At 62.2% G+C, this 23,739-nt stretch carries 28 protein-coding genes and 1 rRNA gene; 4 read left to right on the forward strand and 25 right to left on the reverse strand.

Translation table 11 applies throughout. The features are described 5' to 3' along the window. Positions 1–641, reverse strand: a 16S ribosomal RNA gene (locus HOLFODRAFT_RS0215485); the annotation flags it as partial. Positions 642–1,023: 382 nt separating this feature from the next. Here HOLFODRAFT_RS0215485 and trmFO point away from each other — a divergent pair. Next, complete coding sequence (gene trmFO, locus HOLFODRAFT_RS0215490; RefSeq protein WP_005033688.1) at positions 1,024–2,355, forward strand: methylenetetrahydrofolate--tRNA-(uracil(54)-C(5))-methyltransferase (FADH(2)-oxidizing) TrmFO; 1,332 nt, start codon at positions 1,024–1,026, stop codon at positions 2,353–2,355. Here the strand turns inward: trmFO and flgL are convergent. The 20 genes from flgL to hpt form a co-directional block, all read right to left on the reverse strand. Further along, the gene (flgL, locus tag HOLFODRAFT_RS0215495; RefSeq protein ID WP_005033690.1) at positions 2,352–3,266 is read right to left on the reverse strand and encodes a flagellar hook-associated protein FlgL; all 915 of its coding nucleotides are present in this window, start codon (positions 3,264–3,266) and stop codon (positions 2,352–2,354) included. The genes trmFO and flgL overlap by 4 nt on opposite strands. Positions 3,267–3,280: 14 nt before the next feature. After that, the gene (gene flgK / locus HOLFODRAFT_RS0215500) at positions 3,281–4,714 is read right to left on the reverse strand and encodes a flagellar hook-associated protein FlgK (RefSeq protein WP_005033694.1); all 1,434 of its coding nucleotides are present in this window, start codon (positions 4,712–4,714) and stop codon (positions 3,281–3,283) included. 9 nt (positions 4,715–4,723) lie between these two features. Next, a complete protein-coding gene (locus HOLFODRAFT_RS0215505) occupies positions 4,724–5,020 on the reverse strand; it encodes a hypothetical protein (protein ID WP_005033696.1) in 297 nt (98 codons plus the stop codon). A 51-nt stretch (positions 5,021–5,071) separates the two neighbouring features. Further along, positions 5,072–5,401, reverse strand: coding sequence for a hypothetical protein (locus HOLFODRAFT_RS0215510; protein ID WP_005033697.1), 330 nt, complete (start codon positions 5,399–5,401; stop codon positions 5,072–5,074). A gap of 9 nt (positions 5,402–5,410) precedes the next feature. Beyond that, positions 5,411–5,710, reverse strand: a complete 300-nt coding sequence (flgM, locus tag HOLFODRAFT_RS21715; RefSeq protein ID WP_158412976.1) for a flagellar biosynthesis anti-sigma factor FlgM — start codon at positions 5,708–5,710, stop codon at positions 5,411–5,413. A 51-nt stretch (positions 5,711–5,761) separates the two neighbouring features. After that, on the reverse strand, positions 5,762–6,097 hold the full coding sequence (locus HOLFODRAFT_RS0215520; RefSeq protein WP_026939383.1) for a rod-binding protein: 336 nt from the start codon (positions 6,095–6,097) through the stop codon (positions 5,762–5,764). Beyond that, positions 6,094–7,203, reverse strand: coding sequence for a flagellar basal body P-ring protein FlgI (locus HOLFODRAFT_RS0215525; protein WP_005033701.1), 1,110 nt, complete (start codon positions 7,201–7,203; stop codon positions 6,094–6,096). The genes HOLFODRAFT_RS0215520 and HOLFODRAFT_RS0215525 overlap by 4 nt, the downstream gene beginning before the upstream one ends. Positions 7,204–7,215: 12 nt before the next feature. Next, the gene (locus HOLFODRAFT_RS23450; RefSeq protein ID WP_005033704.1) at positions 7,216–7,857 is read right to left on the reverse strand and encodes a flagellar basal body L-ring protein FlgH; all 642 of its coding nucleotides are present in this window, start codon (positions 7,855–7,857) and stop codon (positions 7,216–7,218) included. Between the two features lie 43 nt (positions 7,858–7,900). Next, on the reverse strand, positions 7,901–8,725 hold the full coding sequence (gene prmC, locus HOLFODRAFT_RS21725) for a peptide chain release factor N(5)-glutamine methyltransferase (RefSeq protein ID WP_005033706.1): 825 nt from the start codon (positions 8,723–8,725) through the stop codon (positions 7,901–7,903). Continuing rightward, positions 8,725–9,303, reverse strand: a complete 579-nt coding sequence (locus HOLFODRAFT_RS0215540; RefSeq protein WP_005033708.1) for a FumA C-terminus/TtdB family hydratase beta subunit — start codon at positions 9,301–9,303, stop codon at positions 8,725–8,727. The genes prmC and HOLFODRAFT_RS0215540 overlap by 1 nt, the downstream gene beginning before the upstream one ends. A 7-nt stretch (positions 9,304–9,310) precedes the next feature. Next, on the reverse strand, positions 9,311–10,282 hold the full coding sequence (locus HOLFODRAFT_RS0215545; RefSeq protein ID WP_005033710.1) for a fumarate hydratase: 972 nt from the start codon (positions 10,280–10,282) through the stop codon (positions 9,311–9,313). Between the two features lie 43 nt (positions 10,283–10,325). Further along, the gene (locus HOLFODRAFT_RS21730; RefSeq protein WP_005033712.1) at positions 10,326–10,994 is read right to left on the reverse strand and encodes an acetyltransferase; all 669 of its coding nucleotides are present in this window, start codon (positions 10,992–10,994) and stop codon (positions 10,326–10,328) included. Beyond that, the gene (gene nadE, locus HOLFODRAFT_RS0215555) at positions 10,987–11,982 is read right to left on the reverse strand and encodes an NAD(+) synthase (RefSeq protein WP_005033714.1); all 996 of its coding nucleotides are present in this window, start codon (positions 11,980–11,982) and stop codon (positions 10,987–10,989) included. Before nadE ends, HOLFODRAFT_RS21730 begins: the two co-directional genes overlap by 8 nt. Next, positions 11,979–12,233, reverse strand: coding sequence for an acyl carrier protein (locus HOLFODRAFT_RS0215560; protein ID WP_005033717.1), 255 nt, complete (start codon positions 12,231–12,233; stop codon positions 11,979–11,981). Before HOLFODRAFT_RS0215560 ends, nadE begins: the two co-directional genes overlap by 4 nt. Continuing rightward, a complete protein-coding gene (locus HOLFODRAFT_RS0215565; protein ID WP_005033718.1) occupies positions 12,220–13,752 on the reverse strand; it encodes a class I adenylate-forming enzyme family protein in 1,533 nt (510 codons plus the stop codon). Before HOLFODRAFT_RS0215565 ends, HOLFODRAFT_RS0215560 begins: the two co-directional genes overlap by 14 nt. Continuing rightward, on the reverse strand, positions 13,749–15,731 hold the full coding sequence (gene asnB / locus HOLFODRAFT_RS0215570; protein WP_005033720.1) for an asparagine synthase (glutamine-hydrolyzing): 1,983 nt from the start codon (positions 15,729–15,731) through the stop codon (positions 13,749–13,751). The genes HOLFODRAFT_RS0215565 and asnB overlap by 4 nt, the downstream gene beginning before the upstream one ends. A 110-nt stretch (positions 15,732–15,841) precedes the next feature. After that, complete coding sequence (locus tag HOLFODRAFT_RS23455) at positions 15,842–16,657, reverse strand: TylF/MycF/NovP-related O-methyltransferase (protein ID WP_005033722.1); 816 nt, start codon at positions 16,655–16,657, stop codon at positions 15,842–15,844. A gap of 76 nt (positions 16,658–16,733) precedes the next feature. Further along, a complete protein-coding gene (holA, locus tag HOLFODRAFT_RS0215580; protein WP_005033725.1) occupies positions 16,734–17,756 on the reverse strand; it encodes a DNA polymerase III subunit delta in 1,023 nt (340 codons plus the stop codon). Then, complete coding sequence (gene lptE, locus HOLFODRAFT_RS0215585) at positions 17,753–18,301, reverse strand: LPS assembly lipoprotein LptE (protein ID WP_005033727.1); 549 nt, start codon at positions 18,299–18,301, stop codon at positions 17,753–17,755. Before lptE ends, holA begins: the two co-directional genes overlap by 4 nt. Next, positions 18,301–18,834, reverse strand: coding sequence for a hypoxanthine phosphoribosyltransferase (hpt, locus tag HOLFODRAFT_RS0215590; RefSeq protein WP_005033730.1), 534 nt, complete (start codon positions 18,832–18,834; stop codon positions 18,301–18,303). Before hpt ends, lptE begins: the two co-directional genes overlap by 1 nt. A 91-nt stretch (positions 18,835–18,925) precedes the next feature. Between hpt and HOLFODRAFT_RS0215595 the strand changes: the two genes are divergently transcribed. Genes HOLFODRAFT_RS0215595 through HOLFODRAFT_RS0215605 form a run of 3 tightly spaced genes read left to right on the forward strand, consistent with a single transcriptional unit; the run spans position 18,926 to position 20,534 of the window. Further along, entirely contained in the window at positions 18,926–19,546 is a 621-nt protein-coding gene (locus HOLFODRAFT_RS0215595) for an RNA polymerase sigma factor (RefSeq protein ID WP_043487058.1), read from the forward strand. After that, positions 19,543–20,046 carry a hypothetical protein gene (locus HOLFODRAFT_RS0215600; protein WP_005033735.1) on the forward strand — a complete coding sequence of 168 codons (504 nt, stop codon included), beginning with the start codon at positions 19,543–19,545 and terminating at the stop codon, positions 20,044–20,046. Before HOLFODRAFT_RS0215595 ends, HOLFODRAFT_RS0215600 begins: the two co-directional genes overlap by 4 nt. Continuing rightward, the gene (locus HOLFODRAFT_RS0215605) at positions 20,043–20,534 is read left to right on the forward strand and encodes a hypothetical protein (protein WP_005033737.1); all 492 of its coding nucleotides are present in this window, start codon (positions 20,043–20,045) and stop codon (positions 20,532–20,534) included. The genes HOLFODRAFT_RS0215600 and HOLFODRAFT_RS0215605 overlap by 4 nt, the downstream gene beginning before the upstream one ends. 6 nt (positions 20,535–20,540) lie before the next feature. On the opposite strand, the gene HOLFODRAFT_RS21740 is transcribed toward HOLFODRAFT_RS0215605, so the two are convergent. Genes HOLFODRAFT_RS21740 through rsmA form a run of 4 tightly spaced genes read right to left on the reverse strand, consistent with a single transcriptional unit; the run spans position 20,541 to position 23,736 of the window. Next, entirely contained in the window at positions 20,541–22,265 is a 1,725-nt protein-coding gene (locus HOLFODRAFT_RS21740) for a ribonuclease J (protein ID WP_005033738.1), read from the reverse strand. 6 nt (positions 22,266–22,271) lie between these two features. After that, entirely contained in the window at positions 22,272–22,679 is a 408-nt protein-coding gene (locus tag HOLFODRAFT_RS0215615) for a type II toxin-antitoxin system VapC family toxin (RefSeq protein WP_005033740.1), read from the reverse strand. Beyond that, a complete protein-coding gene (locus HOLFODRAFT_RS0215620; RefSeq protein ID WP_005033742.1) occupies positions 22,676–22,909 on the reverse strand; it encodes an AbrB/MazE/SpoVT family DNA-binding domain-containing protein in 234 nt (77 codons plus the stop codon). Before HOLFODRAFT_RS0215620 ends, HOLFODRAFT_RS0215615 begins: the two co-directional genes overlap by 4 nt. 38 nt (positions 22,910–22,947) lie before the next feature. Next, the gene (rsmA, locus tag HOLFODRAFT_RS21745; RefSeq protein ID WP_005033744.1) at positions 22,948–23,736 is read right to left on the reverse strand and encodes a 16S rRNA (adenine(1518)-N(6)/adenine(1519)-N(6))-dimethyltransferase RsmA; all 789 of its coding nucleotides are present in this window, start codon (positions 23,734–23,736) and stop codon (positions 22,948–22,950) included. Between the last annotated feature and the right edge of the window lie 3 nt (positions 23,737–23,739).

Consider the following 23,739-nt stretch of genomic DNA (forward strand, 5'->3'; position numbering starts at 1 on the left):
AGTATGAGATGCAGTTCCCAGGTTGAGCCCGGGGATTGCACATCTCACTTAAAGAACCGCCTACGCGCCCTTTACGCCCAATAATTCCGAATAACGCTTGCCCCCTCTGTATTACCGCGGCTGCTGGCACAGAGTTAGCCGGGGCTTCCTCTCCAGGTACCGTCAAGCATAGGAAATATTCAATCCCATGCCTTCGTCCCTGACGACAGGGTTTTACAATCCGAAGACCTTCATCACCCACGCGGCGTTGCTGCGTCAGGCTTTCGCCCATTGCGCAAAATTCCCCACTGCTGCCTCCCGTAGGAGTCTGGACCGTGTCTCAGTTCCAGTGTGGCCGATCACCCTCTCAGGCCGGCTACTGATCGTCGCCTTGGTGGGCCGTTACCCCGCCAACTAGCTAATCAGACGCAGGACCCTCTTCTTGCGCCAGGCCTTACGGTCCCCGGCTTTCACCACAGGCATCCAATCCTGTGGTCTCATGCGGTATTATCGTCCCTTTCGGAACGTTATTCCCCACAAAAAGGTAGGTCTCCTACGCGTTACTCACCCGTCTGCCATGCACCCTTGCGGGCACATCCGACTTGCATGTGTTAGGCACGCCGCCAGCGTTCATTCTGAGCCAGGATCAAACTCTCATGTTTAATCTCTATGCTCGAACCGGTTCGAAAACCGGTCTCGCTATTCGTAGTATATGTTTGATCGCTTTCCGTCTTGCGACGGTAGCTTCTCAAAGGCTTCCATTCTCTCTATCCGGCTTTCAAAGACGCCTGAACCGTCAGGATGACACCAGAACCCGAAGGCTCCCGTTCCATCCCGGCTTGACCGTCGTTTCCCGACCGCCTCGCCTTCTGACCCGTTGCAGCCTCAACCGCAGCGAAGTGATAGACTAACAGCCCCGTGGCTGCGTGCAAGGAAAAAAATCAGCCATCAGGCGTCATTTCGCAAATTCCGCTGCTGCTTCCTGGGGATTCTGGGATTGGCTGCCTTTGCCGGGTAGAATCCCTCCCTCGGGAGGCCTTGGGTATGGACATTCTTATTGTCGGAGCGGGACTGGCTGGTTCGGAGGCCGCATGGCAATTGGCTCAGCGAGGCCACCAGGTCCACCTTCACGAGATGCGCCCTGGCCACCTCACCCCGGCCCACCAGACTGGCTATGCCGCCGAGATGGTCTGCTCCAATTCGTTCAAGAGTGATGACCCCAACAGCGCCACCGGCATCCTGAAAGCTGAGCTCAGACGGATGGATTCCCTGGTCCTTGCCTGTGCTGAAAGGACCCGGGTGCCTGCTGGCAACTCTCTCGCAGTGGACCGCGAGGCCTTTTCACGGCTTGTCACCGAAACCTTGAGAAGCCACCCCAGGATTCAATGGGTCGAGGGCCTCGTGGAGACACCCTCGCTCTCCATGCCCACCATCCTCGCCACAGGCCCCCTCACCGCCGAGCCCCTTGCGGAATGGCTGGCCCAGCGATTGGGGCAGCCCCGCCTGTTCTTTTACGACGCCATTGCCCCCATCGTCGAACGGGATTCCATCAATATGGACATCGCCTTCCGAGCCACCCGATACGACAAGGGGGAACCCGACTTTCTCAACTGCCCCATGGACCAGGAGACCTACGAACGCTTTCACAGGGCCCTCATGGCGGCTCCGAAGGCGGATCTGCACGACTTCGACACCCCCTTCTTTGAAGCCTGCCTCCCCATCGAAGTCATGGCTGAACGGGGACTGGAGACGTTGAGGCACGGCCCCATGAAACCCGTGGGGCTGACGGATCCCCGTACGGGTCGATGGCCCTATGCGGCAGTGCAGTTGCGCCAGGATTCCCTGGCCGGTGACCACTACAACCTGGTGGGTTTCCAGACCCGCCTCAAATGGTCAGCCCAGCAGGAAGTCTTCAGGATGATTCCGGGTCTCGAAGAGGCGGTCTTTGCCCGCCTCGGCAGCATCCACCGCAATACCTATGTGGCCGCACCGGAGGTCCTGGATGCAACCCTGGCGGTAAGGAATGTGCCAGGCCTGTGGATAGCCGGACAACTCAGCGGCATCGAAGGCTACCTGGAGTCCACCGCCAGCGGACTGGCGGCAGCCTTCTCAGTGAACCGCGCTGCAGCAGCGTTGGCTCCAGCGCCCTTCCCCAGGGAGACCATGCTGGGCTCCCTTCTCCACCACTTGGCCCACGCATCCATGAAGCACTTCAGCCCGGTCAACGCCATGCTCGGCCTCTTCCCTGAACTCCCCGATGGAACTCTTGACCACCGGGCCCTCAAACGCGCCGGGGGCGCCCGCGGCCTGAAACAGGCCAAAGGCGCAGCCTACCGACTCCGCGCCCTTGAAGCCCTCGATCGGTACCTCTCCTAGCCGAGGAAATCAAACAGGTTCTGGTCATTGACCCTGGCCATGACACTCAAGGCCGCTTGCTGGGCCGTCTGGTCCCTCGTGAACTGGGTAATGGCTGCTGCGTAGTCCAGATCCTCGTAGGTCCCCTGGATGGCCTGAAGGCTCAGGTTGTAGCTCTCCAGATTACTCTTGAGGGAATCCAGTCCGGCTTGGCGTCCACCCAGATCCGTGATGACGGTATTCACCCCCTCATGGATAGCCTTCAGGTTATTGAACGCCGTCTGGATCTGTGCAATGTCGTTTGAACTCATGGCATTCATCAGATCTGTGGTGACCTGGAACATGTCCGTGGTTGAACCTGCCCCCCCGCTGCCGAAGCAGAGGGCATCCCCAGCGACATTGGTGGCGACGGATGCGCTGAGAGACACATCCAGGCGAACCACGCCACTGTTCCCCGAATAGGCCACTGGAGGCGTGCCGCCGGTGTAACTGAAAGGCTCAGTCGTGGTATTGGTTCCAGCAAAAATGTATTTCCCTTGGACCTGGGTGTTGGCGAGAGCCATCATCGAATCCCGCAGGCCTGAGACCTCCGACACTGAACTGGCTCGGCCATTGGCGGTCAGGTTGGTATCCAGTCCATTCGTCGCAAGCTCCATGAGACGGACCAGCGAAGTCTCCATGGCGCTGACGGCCGTCTCCGATGAGGAAAGGAAGTTGCCTGCCGTGTCTGCCTGGTCAACGTAGGCATTGTTGCGAGCCACCGAGGCTCGGAAGTCGACAATCAATGCCGCTCCGGTTGGATCGTCCCCCAACCGTGAAATGGCACTGCCGGATGAGATCTGCTCCTGGGTGATGGCAAGCCGTTCCTTGATCCGGTTGAGATCAGAAAGGCTCTGACGATTGGCGGAGGGACTGGGGGTGCGAATGGTCATGACTCACCTCTCCGTTATACGCCGAAATTGTTGATCAGCTGGTTGGTCAACTGGTCGATGACATTGATGAACCGAGCGCATGCCTGATAGCCCCGCTGGTATGCCATCAAGTTCGTTGCCTCCTCGTCCAGATCCACGCCGGAAACGCTTTCCCGCTGGTTCTGAAGGGCAGTGCTCAGGTTCTCATAGTTGGTGGCACTGGTCGAATACCGTTGAGCATCCGTGCCGATGGTATTCACAAGACTGCTCACGGCAGTGGAGAATTGCCCACCGCTCGAAAGGTTGAACATCGCCTTGGCATTGGCATTGTCGCCAACTTGCCCGGCCACGCCCGCTGCAGCAATGAGGCTGGGGTCACTCTGGATGGCCGAGTTCACACTGAGGGCATTCACCATCCCCAGGTAGTTGTTGGCCGAGGTAATGCCAGTAGGCAGGCCATTGTTGGCCACCGTGCCATCGAAGAAGTAGTTGCTGGTGGTGACACCATCCAGGGCATAACCCGCGTAGTGCAGTTGATTGACGCCACCGGCAATCCCTGCCGCCAACTGGTCCAGTTGGCTCTGATAACCGCCGATGATGTTGTCCCGGAGGTCGAGGTTGGCCCCCAGCGACCCTTCCTGGATGCTTCCGGTGACATCCGTGGCAACCCCGGAGCCCGAAACCACGTCCACCCGATAATAGTTGCCAAGACTTGGGTCGGCAGTGGCGGTGAGCCTATTGGCTTTGTCTCCTGCCACAAGAATCCCCGTCCCGCTGTCCAGCATGATCTGGAGGCGCCCCGAATCATCCTCGAAGGCCTGGATGCCCACCAGCTTGGAGAGCTTCTCCACCAGAGCGGCCCGTTGATCCCGGGCGTCACTGTTGCCGCCAGTGGCTGATTCCTGGGCAACGGCTTTGTTGAGGGTGGCGATCTGCTCCGTCAAGGTGTTCACCTCAGCGACCTGATCAGAGACCGCAACGTTTGCTGCATCTCTTTGCTCAGCCAACATCCGGTATTGGCTCTTGAGGCCATCCACCAGTGTCTGGGCCTGCCCCACTAGGTTGGTGCGCAGCGCATCATTCTCGGGATTGGCCGCCAAGTCCTGGAAGCCTTGGAAGAAATTCTCGACCAGTGCGCTCAGCCCGTAGTCGTCGGTCTCTTCGAAGGCTGTGGAGACGGCTTCGATACTGGCATCCCGGGTCTGAGCCCCGGTTTGCCGACTCAGAGTCTGGCTGATCTGGAGGTCCAGGAGGCGATTGCGGATCCCGGAGATGCTTGTGAGCGTCACTCCCTGGCCGTACATCTGATTGCCAAAGGAAATGGCTCCAGCCGTGGAAAGATTGACGACCTGACGGCTGTAGTTCGGGGTGCTGATATTCGTGATGTTGTGACCAACGACGTTCAGAGCACCCTGAGTCGCCTGGAGCCCAGAGAGTCCGATGTTCAGACTGGAATTCAGGCCCGGCATGGGAACCTCCTACACACTCTGCTGGAACTTGAAAGAGATGGAACCAGGAAGGGGGACACTCCCCTTGCGCTGGTACGCCGCGTCCTGATTGAGCCCCATGAGGGTGGCCCGCAGCGGAGCCTGGAGCCCCTGGATCAGGGCCTGGATGTTCGCCAACCTCTGACGGAGCGTCAACGCTTCCTCGCGATTCTTGGGCCAATCGATCACATCTGGCCAGCGAACGCTCCCCAGCAGTGGCAGGGGGTCTTCCCCAGCGATGAGCCGATGCTCCAGGTCCGCCAGAAGAGTCGGCAACGAATGCAGCATGGAATACCTCCCACCAACCTCATGGCAAGGGACATACCATTCGGAGAGGTTTCAGGCCAGGAAGTCCAGGTGCCCCTCGGCAGCCCCCGGAGGGGGAGCGGCAGACTCCGACTCCTCGGGAAGCGGTTCTTCACCATCTTCCCTCTCCTCAGCCTCGCCGGCCTGGGCCTCCTGCCCGCCACGGCCCCTCCGCTCCTCGGTCCGAAGCCCATCGGCCTTCTCGATCTCGTGGACGCTGTCCTGATCTTCCGCCAGATGGTCCTCTGCGGCCTTCCGCCGGGCCGCTTCCCTCTGGATATGCTCACTCATCTCCAGGGACATCCGAACCGCTTCAACGTTGGCGGTCTGAAAGATCTGCCTCTGGCCGAGCGGAGTGATCATAGCGGTACATCACGAATCTTGGCGGGGAGGCGTATAGTCCCGAACCAAGCCTTCGGCCACCGCTTCCCCATCCGGGTGGTAATCATCGGATTCAAGCTGAGCCCGCAGAGCCTCCACCTTGGCCTCCCGGACATCCGGGAGCTTGGCGATCCGGGCCTGGACCACGGTGATGAAGCTGGCGGTGCTGGAAACACTCAGGGCGTCTCCCACGCCCAAGGATACGGTGCCGGAAACGGCTTGGTGGGTGGATGCAGACGCCGTCTTGCCCACGCTCTGGGAGGCCCCGACCCCGCTTGTCTTGCCACTCACCCGCATCCTGCACCTCGATCAGTCTTCCTATCGGCAGGTGCTGGTAATTAATCAAGCCTGGGTCTTGATTTTTTCTGATTCCTGACGGGCAGCCCAGGATTCCTCCAGTCGTGACGCTAATCCCCATCCCTTCCCGGAACTCATGGCGTGGTCCACCACCGCTTGGTCCAGGAGGTATTCGTAGGTGCTCCTGGCCCCGGCGGAATCCCCGAAGAGCCCCGAGTGCTGCACAGTCTTCCGCATGGTCTGGAAGATCTGGGCCATCAGCATGCCCTCAAACTGCTTGGCTGCGTCGCCAACGCTAGCCTTGTCCGAAGGCCTAGGCACTTCCTGCATCAAAGCCTCGGAAGGGAGGCGGACCGGGGAACTGAGGAGCGGGCTGCTCACAGGACCCTCAGCTCGGCATTCAGGGCGCCAGCGTCCTTGATGGCCTGGAGGATGGCCACCAGGTCCCTGGGGGTGACCCCCAGGCCATTGAGCATTTCAACCATCCGGCCCACGGTGACTCCAGGCTCCAGGCTGGCGATCTTGGCCTTCTCCTCGGTGGCATTCACGTCCTTCTTCGCCCCAGCAACCGTCTTCCCCTGACTCAAAGAGGTGGGCTGGGAGACCAGGGGGGTGGAACTAACCACAATGGAGAGACCACCCTGGACGATGCTCACAGCACCAATCTTCACATCAGTCCCGAGGATCACCGTACCGGTCTTCTCATTCACAACCACCCTGGCCCTGGGCTGGAGCTGGACCGGCAGGTTCTCAAGGCGTGCCACCAGTTCCACGACCCTCCCCTGGAATCCTTCGGGCACCAAGACCTCCACCGTGCGCGAATCCAGGGGCTTGGCGACTTCCATCCCCAGCTCCTCGTTGATGCTGTGGACCACGCGAACGGTGGTGGTGAAGTCCTCTTCCACCAAGCTATACCGGAGGAAGCGCCGATCGTTGAAGTTGCCAGCGACCTCCCGCTCCACCAGGGCACCATCTGGCACCCGGCCCACGGTGGGGTGATTCTTGGTAGCCCCACCCCCCCCACCGCCTGCGGCGAAGCCACCCACCAGCAGGGGCCCCTGCCCCACGGCATAGGTCTGCCCATCCGCCCCCTGGAGGGGCGCCATCAGCAAAGTGCCCCCAGCGAGGGACGTGGCATCACCCGTGGAGCTGACCGTGACATCGATGCGCTGGCCCGGCTTGGCGAAGGCCGGAAGATCGGCGGTCACCATCACCGACGCCACATTCTTCACCTTCACGGAGGAGGGGCTGACGGAAATGCCCTGACGCGCCATGAGATTGGTCAGGGTCTGGACCGTGAACTTGGTCTGATCCTTGTCACCGGTACCATTGAGACCGACGACAACGCCGTAGCCCAGGAGCTGGTTGCCCCGGACGCCCTGGAGGCGGGCCACCTCCTTGAGGCGGGCCTCCACCTTCCTCTCAGGGATCGGGGCAGCTCCGAGGAGGCAACCCAGGCACAGGCAGAAAAGGACGGACTTGCGCATGGAATCCCCGAATCAGAAGGGCCAGATGAAGTTGAGGAGACGGCTGATGTAGCCGGGCTTCAGGGTCTCGTCCACCACGCCCTGACCGCCATAGCCGATTCGCAGCTCCGCCACTTGGGCACTGGTCACGGTGTTCGTGTTGTCCAGGCGTAAGGGATCCAGCAAGCCGGCCACATAGAGGCGCTGAGTCTCGTTGTTGAGCTGGATGTCCCGGTAGCCCTCGAAGATGAGGTTCCCATTGTTCATGACCTTGACGATCCGCGCTGTGACCGTGGTGGTAAAGGTGGCACTGCGGCCTGTTGTGCCGCTGCCCTTGTATTTGTTCGTGGTGCTGGTGCTCTTGGCTTCCTTGAGAAGCTGGACCGGAGTGGTCCACTTGTTGGAACCCTCGCGCCCGGTTGTCAGATCGGCCTTGGAGATGGCGCTCGTGGCTTCGGAGATCTCGATCGTGACAAGATCATTGAGGCGGGAGGCCCGAAGATCGGCGACCATCGACTTGTCCCGCCAGAGGGAGCCATCCGACATGGCGCTCTGCCCCAAGCCGTCCTCCACATAGGGGATCCGGTTCTTCTTGGTCAGGGTCGTGTCGTGACGCTTGGGGATCGAGCACCCCACCGTCAGGGCCATCACCAGTATGGGCAATATTTTCCGCATGGTCTTACTCCACGCCAGAGGTGTGCAGGGGCCGTGCCAGGAGTCAGCAGACCACCAGAACCCTGTCATGTCCGGCGAAATCTCTGTGGATCATGACCCGCTTCCAGCCCATGACCCGAGCCCGCGTGCTCAATTCATCCCCCTGACCGGAGCCGATCTCCAGGACACACCCTGGAGCTGATCGGACCCTCGCCTGCTTCAGCAGTTCGGTGGTAAGGGCCAAGCCGCGATCCGGGGCAAAAAGGGCCGTCTCCGGCTCGAAGGACAGTTCCCGCTGGAGCCCAGGGCGATCTGCCGGATCGACGTAGGGGGGATTGGACACCACGAGTCCCACGGGATTGGGAACGGGTCCAAGGAGATCCCCGGGCCGGAAGCTCAGCTTGGCTCCCAGGGCGAGGGCATTGCGCTGGGCCACGGCAAGAGCCTTCTCGCTGATATCCGTGGCGGTGATGGCCCAGTCCGTCTCCAGGGCCATGGTGATGCCAAGGATGCCGGTCCCCGTGCCGATATCCACCGCGTGGCGGACCCCCAGACGCTTGCCGACCTCCAGGGCCGCCTCCAGCACCAGTTCGGTTTCCGGCCGGGGGATGAGAGTCGCGGGCCCGGTCTCAAAACGCCGCCCCCGCCAGAGGGACCACCCCAGGATATAGGCCCAGGGCTCCCCCTTCTGGCGACGCTCCAGCCAGCCCCCGATCTGATGGCGCTCGCCATCGGGTACGGGCTCCATTCCGTGGGCATGAAACCAGCTAGCCTCCCGCCCCAGGCCCTCGGAGAACCATAGGGCAGCCTCTGCCGCGGCCTCCTCAGGGGAAAGAAAGGCCGCGAGGGATGCCCGCAGAGACTGGCGGAGGTCAGAGTAGGTAAACACTAGGCGGTCAGTGCTTTGGCATTGGCAAGGCTCGCCGCCAGGACCTCTTCATGGAGGCTCCCGCCGTAGCTGTCCATGGTGACCACCAGAGGGAAGTCCTCCACCTCGACGATCCAGAAGGCCTCGGGGCTGCCGAACTCCTCCAGCATCTTCACGTCCACGACTCGCTTGATCCGCTCGGCGATGAGGGCTCCTGCACCGCCGGTGGCGTGGAAGTAGCAGGCCCCCACCTGCTGGAGACCGCCACTGGTCTTGGCGCCCATCCCCCCCTTGCCGATGACGCCCCGGACCCGATAGGTCTCAAGGACATCAGCCTGGTAGGGTTCCTCACGGATGCTGGTGGTGGGACCCGAGGAGACGAAGGACCAAGTGCCGTCGGCCTCCTTCCTGACCACCGGGCCACAGTGATAGATGACGGCCTCGTCGAGGATGGGGCGCAGCCACTCGGGCTTCTCCTCCACCATGAACTTGTGGCCCATGTCCCGGCTGAGGACGACACGGCCGGATAGGAGCACTTCGTCCCCAACCTTCAGGGCACGGATATCGGATTCGGAAATGGGAGTGTTCAAACGGATCATGGCAAACCTACTCGAAAATCGCGGGACTGGCGTTCTGGAGACGGAGCGTCATGCGGCGGCTGCTCCAGCACATGTAGCTGATGCTGACGTAGAAACTGGCGGGGTGGCGGAACATTTCCTCCACGGACACCCCCAGCACCGTCGTGTGGCCGCTATAACCCATGGGACCGATACCCAGGGTATTGAGATCCGCCACCAGAGCCTTCTCGAACTCATCCATCCTGGGATCGGGATTGGCCACATCCAGACGCCGCATGAGGAGTTCTTTGCTCTTTTCGTAACCCGTGACCCGGTCGCCCCCGATGGCCACACCGAGGATGCCCGGAGCACAGCCCTGGCCCTGGGCCTTCACCACAGCGTCAATGATGCACTTGCGCACCCCCTTGAGGTCGCGGCCAGCCCCCAGCGTCACATCGGGCAAGCGGTACTGGCCCCCGACATTTTCGCAGCCTCCGCCCTTGAGCATGATGTCGATCTCGACCTCCGGACGCTCCCATTCCTCGAAGTGGATGACAGGATGGCCTTCCTTGAACGGATCCAGGTTGTTGCCGGGGTTCTTGCCCGATAAGGCCGCCACACAGTTGGGGCGCAGCCAGCTCCGGTTCGTGGCCTCCACCACGGCTTGGCGGACCTGCTGCTTGAGGGCGCGCTGGGAGGCACCAAAGGGGTGACGCACCCAGAAGATCACGGTCCCAGTGTCTTGACAGAGGGGTGCCACGTGACGGTCCGCCAGCTCAACATTCTCCAGCATGGTGCCCAGGGTGTTGGCAGCCCGACTGCCTTCGGCTTCGGACGCGCGCCCCCTGGCCAAAGCCGTGATGACATCCTGGGGTAGCCGGGAGGTGGCGCGCCGAATCAATTCCAGCGCAGAAAGGGTGAGGTCCAGGGAAGACAGGTCCCCCAGATCGACTCGCCAGTCCTTGGGGAGGACCGAGTGGGCCTCCACTGCCTCCAGGGATGTCAGGGAACATTCAGTCATGGGTACCTCGCTAGGACCAAGATGACCGCTCCCCCCCTCCGACTCAAGTCCCCTGGGATTCCTCCCGCATCAAGGGGGCCGTGCGCGCAGGGTTCCCCATGGCAAGGCTCTGCGGGGGAACGGATCGATAGACCACTGCCCCGGCACCCACCTTGGCCCACGCACCAATGGTCTGAAGGGGGTTGACCACGGCGTGGGCACCCAGGAAAGCCCCCTCCCCGAGTACCGCCCCCCCGTTGATGGTGGAATAGGGGGAAAGCACGGAAAAGGACTCGGCCCGAGCATCGTGGGCCACCGAGGAATACCAGGTCAGAACGACATGATCTGCGATGGAAGCCCCATTTCCAATGCTGCAGAACGGGCATACGATGCAACCAGCTCCGATATCGGCAGTGCTGGCAACATAGGCGCTGGGGTGGATCAGGGTGAAGAACCTGGCGCCCCGACCAGCCAGGATCCGGATGATCCTCGCTCGGGGTTCAGGATCCCCAATGGCAACGACAAACTGCTCCTTGACATGGGGGACATGATCCAGGATGTCCCCCAGGAGTAGCTGGTTGCCAGGGAGGGTGCCAGCGGTATCGGGGTCGTCATCAAGAAAGCCCTTGAAGCGGTAGCCTGGCCGACTTTGGAGGGCATCGAGAAGGTACTGGTGCACTTCCCGCCCGAATCCACCAGCGCCGACGATGATCACATCCTGGGTTTCAGGCATGGATCCCGTCCAGTGCTTCGATCAGCAAGGGGGCTTCGTGGTGGTATCTGGCAACCCTGCGCTTGGCTTCGATGTCCCTGTAGACACGTTCCACCTGTTCCGTGGCCAGCCCCATTTCAGCAGCCGTCTCCTCCGGGGCAAGCCCCCGATTGTAGGCCAGCAGGCAGCAGTCCATGGGCTGGTAGGACAGCGGGAAGTAGAATTCCTCCTGTGACTGGGGCAGCGAATAGGTGTCCGTTGTGGGTGCCCGCCCCTGGATCTCCTCCGGGAGTTCCAGGTATTTCCCCAGGGCATAGACCTGGGTCTTGTACAGGTGTGCGATGGGCTTGAGGTCGGCAGCACCATCGCCGTTCTTGACAAAGAAGCCCTGGTCGTATTCCAGGCGGTTGGGGGTCCCGAGCACGGCGAATGCCAGGCGATCGGCATGGTAGTACTCAAAGGTCTTGCGGACCCGCTGTTTGAAGTTGGTGGCTGCCACCAGAGCCAGGTATGCCTTGGGGGCCAGACGGCACCGGAACTCTTCCCCCTCCGGAGAGAGGGCCACGAGGGTATTGAAACGGTAGGCCTCACTCTCCACCACGCTCGGCAGGACGATCTTGGAGCGCCACCCAGGACCATAGGCCGGGATGGCCTGCCGGATGGCCTCCTCCTGCCGTCGGTAACAGCCCAGGCCCTCCAGGGCCGGGGTGATCGTCTCAAGAAGGCATTCAATGCCCAGTTTCTCGGCCATCAGGCGGCCCAGACGCTCACTCTCACGATCCGAGTGGGCCTCCGGCATCAGGAGCCCCAGCACCCCCCGAGGACCAAAAGCCCGGACAGCAAGGGCTGCGCACACGGAACTGTCAATGCCGCCGCTGAGCCCCAGGACGACCCCCTTCCGATGGAGGCTTCGGTGAACCTGCTGGCGAAGGCCATGGCAGATGCCCTCTACGACTGCTCCACGATCAAAAGCGAGCAGTTCATTGATGAGCCTGGAATCCCCCTTCATGCCGTGGCCATTGCCCGCTTGGAGGCAATGAAGCGGATCAGATTGTTGATGGTGTCCAGATTCCGCGGAAGGGCTTCCGCATCCGAAACGGTGATGCCATAGGCCTCCTCCAAGTGGAGGATGATCTCCAGCACGCCCGTGGAGTCCAGCGTCCCGGAACCGAGCAGGGAGGCATCTCCACTCAGCTCATCGGGTTCCACGAAGAAGTTGTCTGCAATGAAACAGCGAAGCTGGGACTCAAGGGTTTCCACTGGGCTCTCCACTTGTAAATAAATCAATCATATATCTTTTCAAGATTTTTCCGTTGGCCCCCTTGGGCATGTCCTCCAGGGCGTGAAAAACCTGCGGCACCATGAAGCTCTCCAAGCGTTCCTGGCAGAAGCGCCGGAAACGGCGTTCCGACCACTCGGCCCCGGGCACCAGGGTCAGAAAGGCGTGGATGGCCTCCCCGAGCAGAGGGTCCGGAACCCCGACCACTGCGGCATCCCTCACTTCCGGGATGCCATAGAGCACCCGCTCCACTTCCACCGGACTGACCTTCTCCCCCCGGGATTTGATGATGTCGTCACTGCGTCCCAGAAAATAGAGGAAGCCCTCGGCATCCATATGGAAAAGATCCCGCGTGCAGAGTACGCGATCCCCCGGGTACTGCCCCTCCAGGAGCATCTCTGCACTGAGATCAGGACGCTTCCAGTACCCCGCCATGATGTGAGGCCCCCGCACATGCAGAATCCCCGTCCCCCCGGGGCCCACCCGTCTCCCCTCCTCATCCACCAGGAAGACCTGGGTGCCGGGGATGGCCTTGCCCACCGACTCCGGTCTCCGCTCCAGCTCTTCCGGCTCCAGGTAGCAGACCCGCTTGCACTCCGTCAAACCGTACATCCGGAAGACAAGAGCCTGGGGGAACATGGCCTGGAGTCCAGGCGTGAAGCTTGAAGGCAGGGCCGCCGCCGTATTGGTGACCCTTCGCACGGTGGGAAAGGCCTTGGGTTCCGTCGCGACGCGGGACAGCATCGTGGCAAAAAGGGTGGGCACCCCGGGGAAGACCGTGATGGACTCATCCTGGATGTGCTGTTCGATGAGGGCCGGATACCCGAAGCCCTGCTCCAGTATGAGCGTGGCTCCGAGGCGGATCGCCATGAGGAGCTGGTAGAGCCCATAATCGAAGGCCAGAGGCAGGACATTGAGAATCCGGTCGCTGGAGTCCAGGCGCAGGTACTCGATCAGGCTTTCCAGAGTGAAGGTGATGTTCTGATGCGTGAGCATGACCCCCTTGGGGTGGCCAGAACTGCCGGAGGTGTAAAGGATCATCGCCAGATCTGTCGCAACGAGGCCGATTTCCGGTTGCTCAACGGTCGCTGGCAAGGCCTCCGCCATCACCAGTCCTGGTTTTTCTCCTGCCATGACGAGCAGTGCCCGACAGGCGGTCGACTCCAGGAGGGGATGGGCAACCAGAAGCCGCGCTCCGCTGTCTTCCAGAAGGAAGGCAAGCTTCTCGCTCCGGGTCTGGGGGTTCACCACCATCGCCACTCCCCCCGCGAGCCACACACCGTAGAGCGCAGCAGCCAGCTCGGCTCCATTGGGCAGGAAGAGGGCCACCCGGTCGCCAGCAATCAGACCGCAATCCATGAACTTGCGGGCGAAGCCGAGGGCGAAGTCCCGGAGTTCCCGATAGCTGAGGCGAAGGCCATCCGCCACCAGCGCCTCCTTTTCTGGACTGAATGCTGCGGAGGCCAGTAGGGTGTCCTGGATAAGACGCAGGGGGCTCATGCAACCCCCGCGGGGTTGAGGACCTGATCGCCAACCACCAGGCGCCCCGGCGAAAGTCTGGGGGCCAGCAAAGGACGTCGGACCATCTGTTCGTGGAGGAGTTGGAGTGAGACGATGCCCACAAGGGCCATCTCATCCGTCTCGCCAATGCCCGTTGCGAGGTTCCGCAGGCATTTCTCCCGCAGCAGCCCCACGTTGCGCTCGTGGAAGAGCCCAGTCTGGGCAAGTCGCGCTGGCTCCAGAAGCTCCGCAACGTAGGCCGGGGCGCCGGCCCCCAGGAAGATCCGGGCAATGGGCGCCCGGTAGGGGTGCTTGGGACGCTCGGCCACATCCGGCGGCAGGAATCTTCTGGCCCAGTGCCGCAGTATACGTTTGTCCTTCAAGCCCTGGAGCCGCAGAGAATCCGGCAGGGAGGCGGCGAATTCCGCCACCCGATGATCCAGGAAGGGAAAGCGCCCCTCCACGGAACGCCCCATGAGCATCCGATCCCCCTGGCTGTGGAGCAGATAGCCCTGAAGAAAGGTGGTGATCTCAAGGTATTGGGCCTTCCCCAATGAGCTGAATTCGTCAAAAGCGGGCGCCAGCATGGCCCGGGTGCGGGTTTCCGTGTGCCCCTGGACATGGATGTCCGGATCCAGGAAGCGCAGAAGCCTGGCCGTCGTCCCGAAACGGATCCGATGGCTGTACAGGGGATCCTCATGGTCGCTGATGCCGGTACCGAAGAAGGCCTGGGCGTAAGCGGGCCGCTGGCTGAGGCTTCGGTTGAGCCACGGATACAAGCGCTCAAAGAGCCTGGGCCGAAGCTTGGATTCAGGTTCCCGCGCCCAGAAGCGCCGGATCTGGGCTTCCCGGAAGAGATCGTAGCCAGCGAAGACCTCGTCAGCCCCTTCCCCGGTGAGAACCACCTTGAAGCCAGCCTTCCGCACCAGCCCGGAAAGCGCCAGCATGGGAGCCGGAGCGGTGCGGAGGATGGGCTTTTCCGCCAGCAGCACCGCCTCAGGAAACAGGGCGGCGATGTCCGCCGAATCCACCGTAAGCCGATGGAAATCCACCCCGAGGCTCTTGGCGACCCGCTCCTGATGGCGGCTTTCGTCATAGTCGGGGTCCTCGAAACCGATCCCGAAGCAGGTCAGCCTGGAGCCAACCAGTTCCCGGGCCTGGGCCGCGATGATGGAGGAGTCCAAGCCGCCGCTGAGGTACGCCGCCACCGGCACATCGGCCCGCAGCCGGAGACGGAGAGAATCCCGCATCAGGACATCCAGTTGATCAGCGGCATCTCGGATTTCACCCTCGCCAGAGGCCCGGAAAGAAAGATCCCACCACTGGTGCAGTCGCCTGACCCCGCTGGATTCCACACTCATCCAGTGCCCTGGCGGAAGTTCCCGGATCCCCCGGAAGGCGGAGCGATCAGGCAAGGTCGACCAGATCGAGAAGGTGTCGACCACGCATCCGGGGTCCAGCTCCCGCCCGAGCCCAGGATGCCGCAGCAAAGCCTTGGCCTCCGAGGCGAATGCCAGGCCGCTGCCGAGATCCGCAAGAAAGAGCGGGCGGACCCCGAACCGGTCCCGGGCCAGGAAGAGGGAACGCTTCTTGCGATCCCACAAGGCGAGGGCGAAAGGCCCATTGAAGCGTTCCAGACAGGCGGGCCCCCACTCTTCAAAGGCATGAAGGATGACTTCCGTGTCCGAACGTGTCTCGAAGTGGTGGCCCAGCTCGGCCAGTTCGATTCTCAGTTCGGAGTGGTTGTAGATCTCGCCGTTCTGCACCACCCAGAAGCGCCCGTCCTCATTTCCGAGGGGCTGGCTCCCGCCCTCGATATCAATGACGGCCAGCCGGGTATTGACGAGCCCAACCCCCTCATCCAGGTATATTCCTGTCCCATCCGGCCCCCGGTGATGCAGTTCCCCAGCCATGAACCCGAGCAGCTCCATGGCGGAATCCTGGTCCATGGCTGTCGTGAAGCCTGCAATACCGCACATCCGGAAGACTCCTCACCCCTTGAGAAGAAACTGATTCACCTGCTCAACCTGGCTGCCTGGTGAGCCAGGAAGCGTTCAAGTCATAATTCATATGTATATCCTATCACCCATCAACAACTGCAACCAGCCACACCACGATCACTCCAGGAATTTGTCTTGATAACCATCGCCTGCCCCGATGGAAGGATGATGGGCTCCTCGGGATGTTTCATGAAAAACGTATCCACCGCTAGCCGCGTAGAGTTGCGATAGGGAAAGAACCCGTAATCGTTGAAAATCATGACGCCCCCCGGGACAAGTCGTGGCCAGAACCAATGACAGCAGGCCAGAGTGGTCGGGTGGAGGTCCACATCCACGTTGACCAGCGAGAAACGCTGCCCCAGATCGATGCCAGAAAAACTTTCGGGGATGACACCGGGATGGAAGCGGCACTGCCCGCCATATGCGGCGAGGCGGGCCTGGACGGCGTCCAGGGAGGTATTGCCATAGTCGCCAGCTCGGTGGTAATCCCGCTTGGCGTCAGCAAAATCAGGTACACCGCAGAACGTGTCGAAAAGGTGCAGTTGCCTGCCCGTCCCGCCGAGCCTTGCCAGCGTTTCTGCCATGAGATGGGCTGAGCCCCCGCGGAAAACACCGCATTCCGCCAAATCCCCCCCCAGCAGGGAAGCATGCTGCACCATCCTGCAGAGCAGGTACGCCCGGTCCGGGCTCTGGGAGACGTATCCCCCTTCCTGGGCAACGGACAGAGCCTCGGAAAAGAGGCTTCCGTCGGGTTTTGCAAACCAGGGGGTATGCACCCTGCGACCGAAGGGAACCTGAAGACTGTACTCCCGCCCCCGGTATTGGCGGGCCTCCAGGGCCTTCCAGAACCAGTACCAGGGGCGCCGGGCCCAGCGGGAAAAAAAGCCGATAGAAGAATTGTCCATACATACCCCAGAGCCACATCGAGGCGCACCGGGAGCATTATCGATTAAACAGGCATGAATAGACTAGAAACTATTTTTATCCCCAGGCCCGACTCAGTGCCAAGGTCAAGCCAAGGAGAGGCCCATGGGGCCCCAGGGCCGTCCCCTTGAGGTCCATATCCGTCTGGACCACCAGATTCAACAGGCGCACGGCCCCCTCCGGCCGGATTCGATCCAGGGTCCGCTGGTAGCCATCCAAAAGGAAGGCCTGGCGGGCACTCAGCCCCAGGGCCTCCAGGAGCTCCTGGGAGTTGCGCAGACCCGCCGCCCTTGCCTCGGCGAGACGACACAGACGATCCACTTCGCGACGAGCCTGGCCCAGTAGCATCAGGGGAGCGGATTCAGGGTCATCCTCCAGGGCCATTCGCAGACAGTTCAAAGCCTGACTCAGCTGCCCTCGCTGCCAGGCCTGGGACCAGACGAAGGCCCCCTGCTCCCCCAGGCGGAAGGTGGCCTGATCCACCAGGGAGGCCGTGATGCGTCGATCCTCGGCCAGCAGGTCCAGCACCTCCAAAGTCCGGCGCAGGATGCCGGGATTGCCGCCCATGCGAGCGGCCAGTCGCTGGGGCAGTCCGGATTCGAACTGGAGTCCCATGGCCCGAGCCTGGGTCTCCAGGTATGCGGTGGCCTCCTTCTCCTCCAATGCCCCGACCTTGAACACCCGGCCCTGCTGGACCCATTCGCTGAAGGGCTTGGAACCCAGGATGCGGCCCGGCCCAGCCTGAAGCGAGGTCCGCGAGACCAGCAGCAGGCGGGTATCCGAAAGGGGAGATTGGAGGATCTGTTTGATGGAGGCGGGGATCTCCTTGGCCTTGGCCAGCAGGTTGTCGGCCTGGGGGACCACCACCACCCGGTGGGTCCCCAGGGGCGCGGATTCCATCAGGGCATTCTGTACTTCGGCCCAGGGACAGCCCTCGGCGCACACGGAAAGAGAGAACTCCGCCCACTCCGGATCGACATGGCGGGCCTTCCAGGCCTCCATGGCGTCCAGTCGGCCTTCACCGTCCTCGCCATGGAGGAGGGCGTACTCGGCCTTGCACCAGGCTTCGGGGGCACTCATTCAGCGGTCCCTTCCAGCAGCTGGGTCAGGAAGCTCTCGGCAAAGTCATCCGCCAGGGTCTCCAGAACCCGCAGCTCCCGGTTGTCGAAACTGGCGAAATTCTGATCCACCCGATACTGGTTGGAGAAGGTCAGCTGGGGGCGGGTGGCCACCACATCCCCCGTGCGCCCATCCAGGAGCTGAACCGAGGCCACCACCACGACTTCGAGCCGACTGGCGGTGCCAGCGGATCCCTGGACACTCGAAGATCCCAGGGAGAGCCCCAGCACCTTCACCTCATAGCGCAGGAGGTTGCACTGGAGCACCCAGCGGGAGGCGCTGCCCGGGGGCACCAGTTTCCACGGGGTAGCTGCAACGATGCGGTTCTCGAGGGCCTTGCGAAAGGTATCCTCAGCCCCCAGATGGGAGGTCCGATTCTGGAAGCTGGCGATGCGGATGGTCTCACCCCGGGCCATCCATGCGGCGGAACGGGGACGGCGGTCCAGACGCTGGTAGCCACAGGCCAGGAGTCCAAGGAGGAGAGGAAAGACGAGGAGACGTTTCATCAGGCGGGATTGTAGATGCCCACATAGGGCAGGTTGCGGTACTTGCCATCCAGATCCAACCCGAAGCCCACCACAAAGTGATCCTCAATGGAGTAGCCGATGTAGTCCACCGGGACCTCCACCCGCCGACGGCTGGGCTTGTCCAGGAGGGAGACGATCTTCAGGCTCAGGGGTTCCCGATCCAGCAGGAGGTTGCGGACCTTGTGGAGGGTGAGGCCGGTATCCACGATGTCCTCGACGATGAGGGCGTGGCGGCCCCGGATGGACTTGTCGAGATCGTGGATGATCTTCACTTCGCCGGTGCTATCGGTGCCCCCACCGTAGCTGGAAACCCGCATGAAGGAGATGTCCATGTCCAGGTCCATGGCCCGGGTGAGATCCGCGAAGAAGGGGAAGACGCCGTTCAGGAGCCCGATCACGACGGGATTGTGGCCCGCGTAGTCCTTCGTGAGCTGCTCCCCCATCTCCTTGATCCGCACTCTCAGCTGCTCTTCCGTGAAGAGGGGGTATATGCGACTGCGGGACATGACCATGGCAAGGCTCCGATTTGAACTTCTCCATTCAACCTCAGGCCTCCCCATCCGGTCTACCTGGATGAAGGGGTTGTGTTTCCCCTGGGCCACTATGATGATAACCATTTCGACTGACACCCTCCTGATGCAGCCTTCCCAGGTCAACAATCCCCTGCACGCGCCAGAGGTCCTGGAATGGGTGAAGTCCGCCCAGACGGGGGACCAGGCCGCCTTCGGCCAACTAATGGAGCGATTCCAGAGGGATGTCTACGCCAAGGCCTACTCGATCCTGAGGAGCCACGGCGATGCCGACGACGTGGTCCAGGAGACCTTCCTCCGGGCCTACCGGGCTCTGCCGGGTTTCCGTTTCGAATCCAGCTTCCGCACCTGGATCATCACCATCGCCACCCGCCAGGCCCTGGGGGCAAAGGATCGCCAGCGACTCAACCACCACCCCCTGGAAATGGAAGAGGAAGGCAAGGATCACCCGGCCCTGAGGGTGGAAGAGCCCCAGATGACAGCCCTGCTGGACCACGAATCCAGGCGTCTGCTGCGGGAGGCCCTGCCCCGTCTGCCCGATCGCCAGAAGGAGGCCCTGCTGCTCAAGATCCACAACGACTGGAAATACGAGCGCATCGCCCAGGAGATGGGCATTTCCGTGGGAAGCGTCAAGGCGCACATCTTCCACGCCATCCAGAACCTCACCCGCCACCTCAAGGGAGGAACCCAATGAACCGCCCCCTGCCGGAGGAATGTCTGCGAACCCTGGAAGCCATCCAGGCAGATCCGCTGGACCTGAACGGCGAGGCGGAGGCCCACCTCCGGGCCTGCCCGACGTGCCGGGAAGCTCGAGTCCAGTGGCTGGCCATGGAGGATGCCGACCTGCCTCTGACCCCGGCAGGCTACTTCGACGCCCTGCCGGATCGGGTCCTGCGCAAGCTGCCGGGACGTCCCGTGCGACAGCTCCGCACCCAGCCCCTCCTCTGGGCGGCCGCCGCCGCCCTGATGGTGGCAACTGGGCTCGGAGGCTACTGGGCAGGCCGGGCCACCCCCCAGACACCCACCGTAACCGCCTCAATCCCTGAAACCGAAGTTCTGGAAACCCTGCCCGAAGCCCCATTCCAGGACTCCGAGGACCCTCTCAACCAGCTCGGCGACCTGAGCCCGGAAGAATCCAAAGCCGTCCTGAAGAAGCTGGCGGCCTCTCAAGCCCCCAACGGGAGTCAACCATGATCCGCCCACTGCTATGCCTCGTCCTTGCCTCCACCCTGGGTGCCCAAGGGGGACCGGGCATGGGGGGAGGGCGCCGGGGCATGGGCTGGCGCCAAGGTCCTGTTCTGATCCAGCTACACCAGATCCGGACCCAGCGGATCCAGCAGACCCTGGGGGTTTCCGAAGATCGGGCCAGAGCCATCGCGGACCGATGGACCCGATTCGACCAGGATTCCATGGAGCGGCACCGCCAGATGCGGCAGCTGAAACAGCAGCTCAATGGGGTTCTCCTGGGCCCAGGCTCAGAGGATGAGAAGAACACCAGACTGAAGCCGCTGATCCAGCAGTTCGTCATCCTGAGACGCCAGCAGCATGATCTGCGTCAGAGTTTCGAAAGCGAGATCATGAACGCCCTCACTTCGGTCCAACAGGCCCGAATGGTGATCCTGGTGGATGAACTCCAGAAGAGCCTGCGGGAAGCGTTAAAGGAGGGGCGAAGCGGGGAGTGACACCGCTCAAATGGAAGCCTGTGCCTCGAGGATCATCGGCACCACCATCGGCCGGGTCTGGGTGGTCTTGCGGATGATCCGACGCAGGGTCTGACGGATCAGCTCGATGAGCAGGTCCTTGTCCTTCCGGACCTCCAGGGGGGCGTCCTCAAAGGCCTTCCGGGCCGCACTCCGCAGCAGGGTACCATAGGCCTGATCATCCGAAAGCACTACGAAACCGCGGCTCAGAATCGTGGGATCTCCCACCAGATCCCGGGTCTGAGGATCCACCAGGAGCGTCACCATCACAATGCCATCCTCCTGGAGGATCAGGCGGTCATGGATGACCCGGGCATCCACCATGTGGGATACGCCCTGGTCCACGAAGCACTTGCCCACGGGCACTCGACCCGCAAAGCGGGCCCCGGCACCCTTGATGAGCTGGAGGCACTCGCCCCCTTCCAGCAGCAGGACATTCCGGGGGCTCCAGCCCATGGATTCAGCCAGGCGGCCATGGATCAGGAGGTTACGGAAGGTGCCGTGCACCGGCACCATGTAGGTAGGCTTGAGCATCTCAATCATGGCCGCCGCATCATCCTTGCAACCGTGACCGGTGGCGTGGATGACGCCCAGATCGTCCGAGAGGGTCTCGGCGCCCTGGCGGGCCGCCACATCCAGCATCCGGGTGATGCCCACTTCGTTCCCGGGGATGGCGCGGCTGCTCAGAAGGATCCGGTCACCCAGCTCTACCTTCACGCCCTTGACCTCACCCTTCAGGATGCGGATCAGGGCGCTCATCTCCTCGCCCTGGGTGCCCGTGCAGATCACCATCACCTGCTCCGGGGGGAAGCGGAAAATGTCGCGCTGATCGATGAAGACATCGTCTTTCAGCGTCAACTTGCCCAGGCTCCGGGCCAGGTTGATGTTGCGATCCATGGAGCGCCCCACCAGACAGACCTTCCGCTTCTCCTCGCAGGCCAAGTCCAGCATGGTCTGGATGCGGTGGATATTGGAGCTGAAGGTCGCAGCGATGAGCTTGCCCGGAGTCTTGCGGAGGGCGTTGCGGAGCCCATCGCGACACACAGCCTCGGAGGGCGTGGAGCCGGGCTTGAGGGTATTGGTGGAGTCCGAAAGCAGCACCTCGACCCCAGCTTCGCCCAGCTCCTTCAGACGGGCGATGCCCGTGAGACGGCCATCCACTGGCGTCGGGTCGAGCTTGTAGTCACCCGTGTGGACAATCACTCCCTGGGGGGTGTGGAGGGCAATGGCGCAGGCATCGGGAATGCTGTGGGTCACGGGGATCCACTCGGCCTGGATCTCGCCGTTCCCGATGGGAAGGCGGTCAAAGTCGTTCACCACATGCATCCGGCGGCCATCCCAGAGCTCATGCTCCCGGAGCTTGCCCTCCACCAACCCCATGGTGAAGGCAGAACCGTAGACAGGCACGGGCCAGCGTTCCAGGAAGTAGGGCAAGGCACCGATGTGGTCCTCGTGGCCATGGGTCAGGAGCACCGCCTCAATGCGGTCGGCGAAGGGCTCCAGGTAGGCGAAATCGGGCACGATGCTATCGATTCCGGGCTGATCGTCCGAGGGGAAGAGCTGACCGCAGTCCACCAGGAAGAGGCTCTTGCTGGTGTGGACCACCATGCAGTTCATCCCGAACTCCCCCAGGCCCCCGATGGGGACAAGACGCAGCTCACCCTCCGCAGGGGGTTCGGACCAGGAGTCAAAGGGTTGGGCGTTGGGAATCATGGAACCTCATTCAGGAGAGACGAGCTGGAGCTTGGGAAAATAGGTGCGATAGCGGGAGGCATCCCTGGTGAGGAGCCTGAAACCCGCCAGGGCCGCGTGGGCCCCGATGTAGAAATCCGGAAGGGGGGTCACCTTGAGCCCCCCGCGGCGTCGGTACTCGAGAAAACTCTTGCCAGCCAGGAAACCGGCCTCCCAAGGAAGCGGGTCTCGCCGGAAGAGAGATGCAGGAAGAGCTTCTTCCAGGTCTTCAATGCGATCAAATCCGATGGATACCTCTGCATAAATGATCGGGTTGATCACCAGGATCGCCCGCTCCGCTAGCCCCCGAAGATGGTCCGAGGACCACTCACACCAGACAGGATCCCCGGTGGCTACATCCAAGATAACATTGCTATCCACAAGAACCGGGGTCATGGTTCGCGGGTCAGGGCGAGAATTTCGTCCGTGCTCAACTTTGTGGTCGCCCGACCCGCGAGGTGCCGCAGCACCGCCTGTCCCCGGCCCTCCCCCTGGACGGACTCCACCGGAAGAATTCGAACAGCATTGCCGTCGAACTCGAAGACGACCTCGGTGTGGGGCAGAAGGCCCGCTTTTTCACGAACTTCAATCGGGATGGTGACCTGTCCTTTGGAAGTGATACGCATGTGACATCCCTCTTACCAGTAAGAGTAAGACTCCTCTACTATCCCGCAAGTCGCCTCATGATGGAAATCCAGTTGGCCACAGGCACCGCCTCGGCCCTGACGGAGGGAGACAGATTCTCGGCCTCCAGCACCGCCTGGATCTGTTCAGGACCCAGCCAACCTCCCCAGTTGTTGGCCAGGGTCTTGCGCCGCTGGGCGAAGCTCCGGTGCAGCAGATCCAGCAGGGGTTTCCGCTCCTCCAGGGCCAGGGCGTCAGCCCTGGGTTCGAAGAGGAGGACGATGGAGTCCACCTTCGGTGCAGGCCTGAAGGAACCCGGCCCTAGCTTCATGATCCGGGTCACACGCGCCACAGCCTGACTCAGGATTGACAGAGGGCCGTAATCCTTGGTGCCAGGCACCCCCAGGATCCTCTGCCCCACCTCCAGCTGGAACATCAGCACCATACGCTCCCAGGGCAAGGACTCCAGCATGAAGCGAGTCAGGATGGGGGTGGCCACGTTGTAGGGCAGATTGCCGATGATGGAAAGCGAGGCTACGTCCGGGAGGGGCGAGCGCACCGCATCCCCCTGGAGCAGGTGGAAGTTCGGACGATCCCCGAAGCGCCGCTGCAGCAGGTCGCAGGCCTCGGGATCCAGGTCCATGGCCCAGAGGGGCCGCCCGTCATCCAGCAGCCCCGCAGTCAGGGTTCCCGGACCGGGACCGATCTCCAGCAGGCCCGCCGCCGGAGAGGCCAGCGCATTGGCCAGGATGGCCTTGATGGCACCCTGATGAATCAGGAAGTTCTGCCCGAAGGATTTTTTTGCTCGAAGCCGCTCACTGCCTTCCATGCC

It is taken from the genome of Holophaga foetida DSM 6591, from assembly GCF_000242615.2.
GTDB lineage: Bacteria > Acidobacteriota > Holophagae > Holophagales > Holophagaceae > Holophaga > Holophaga foetida.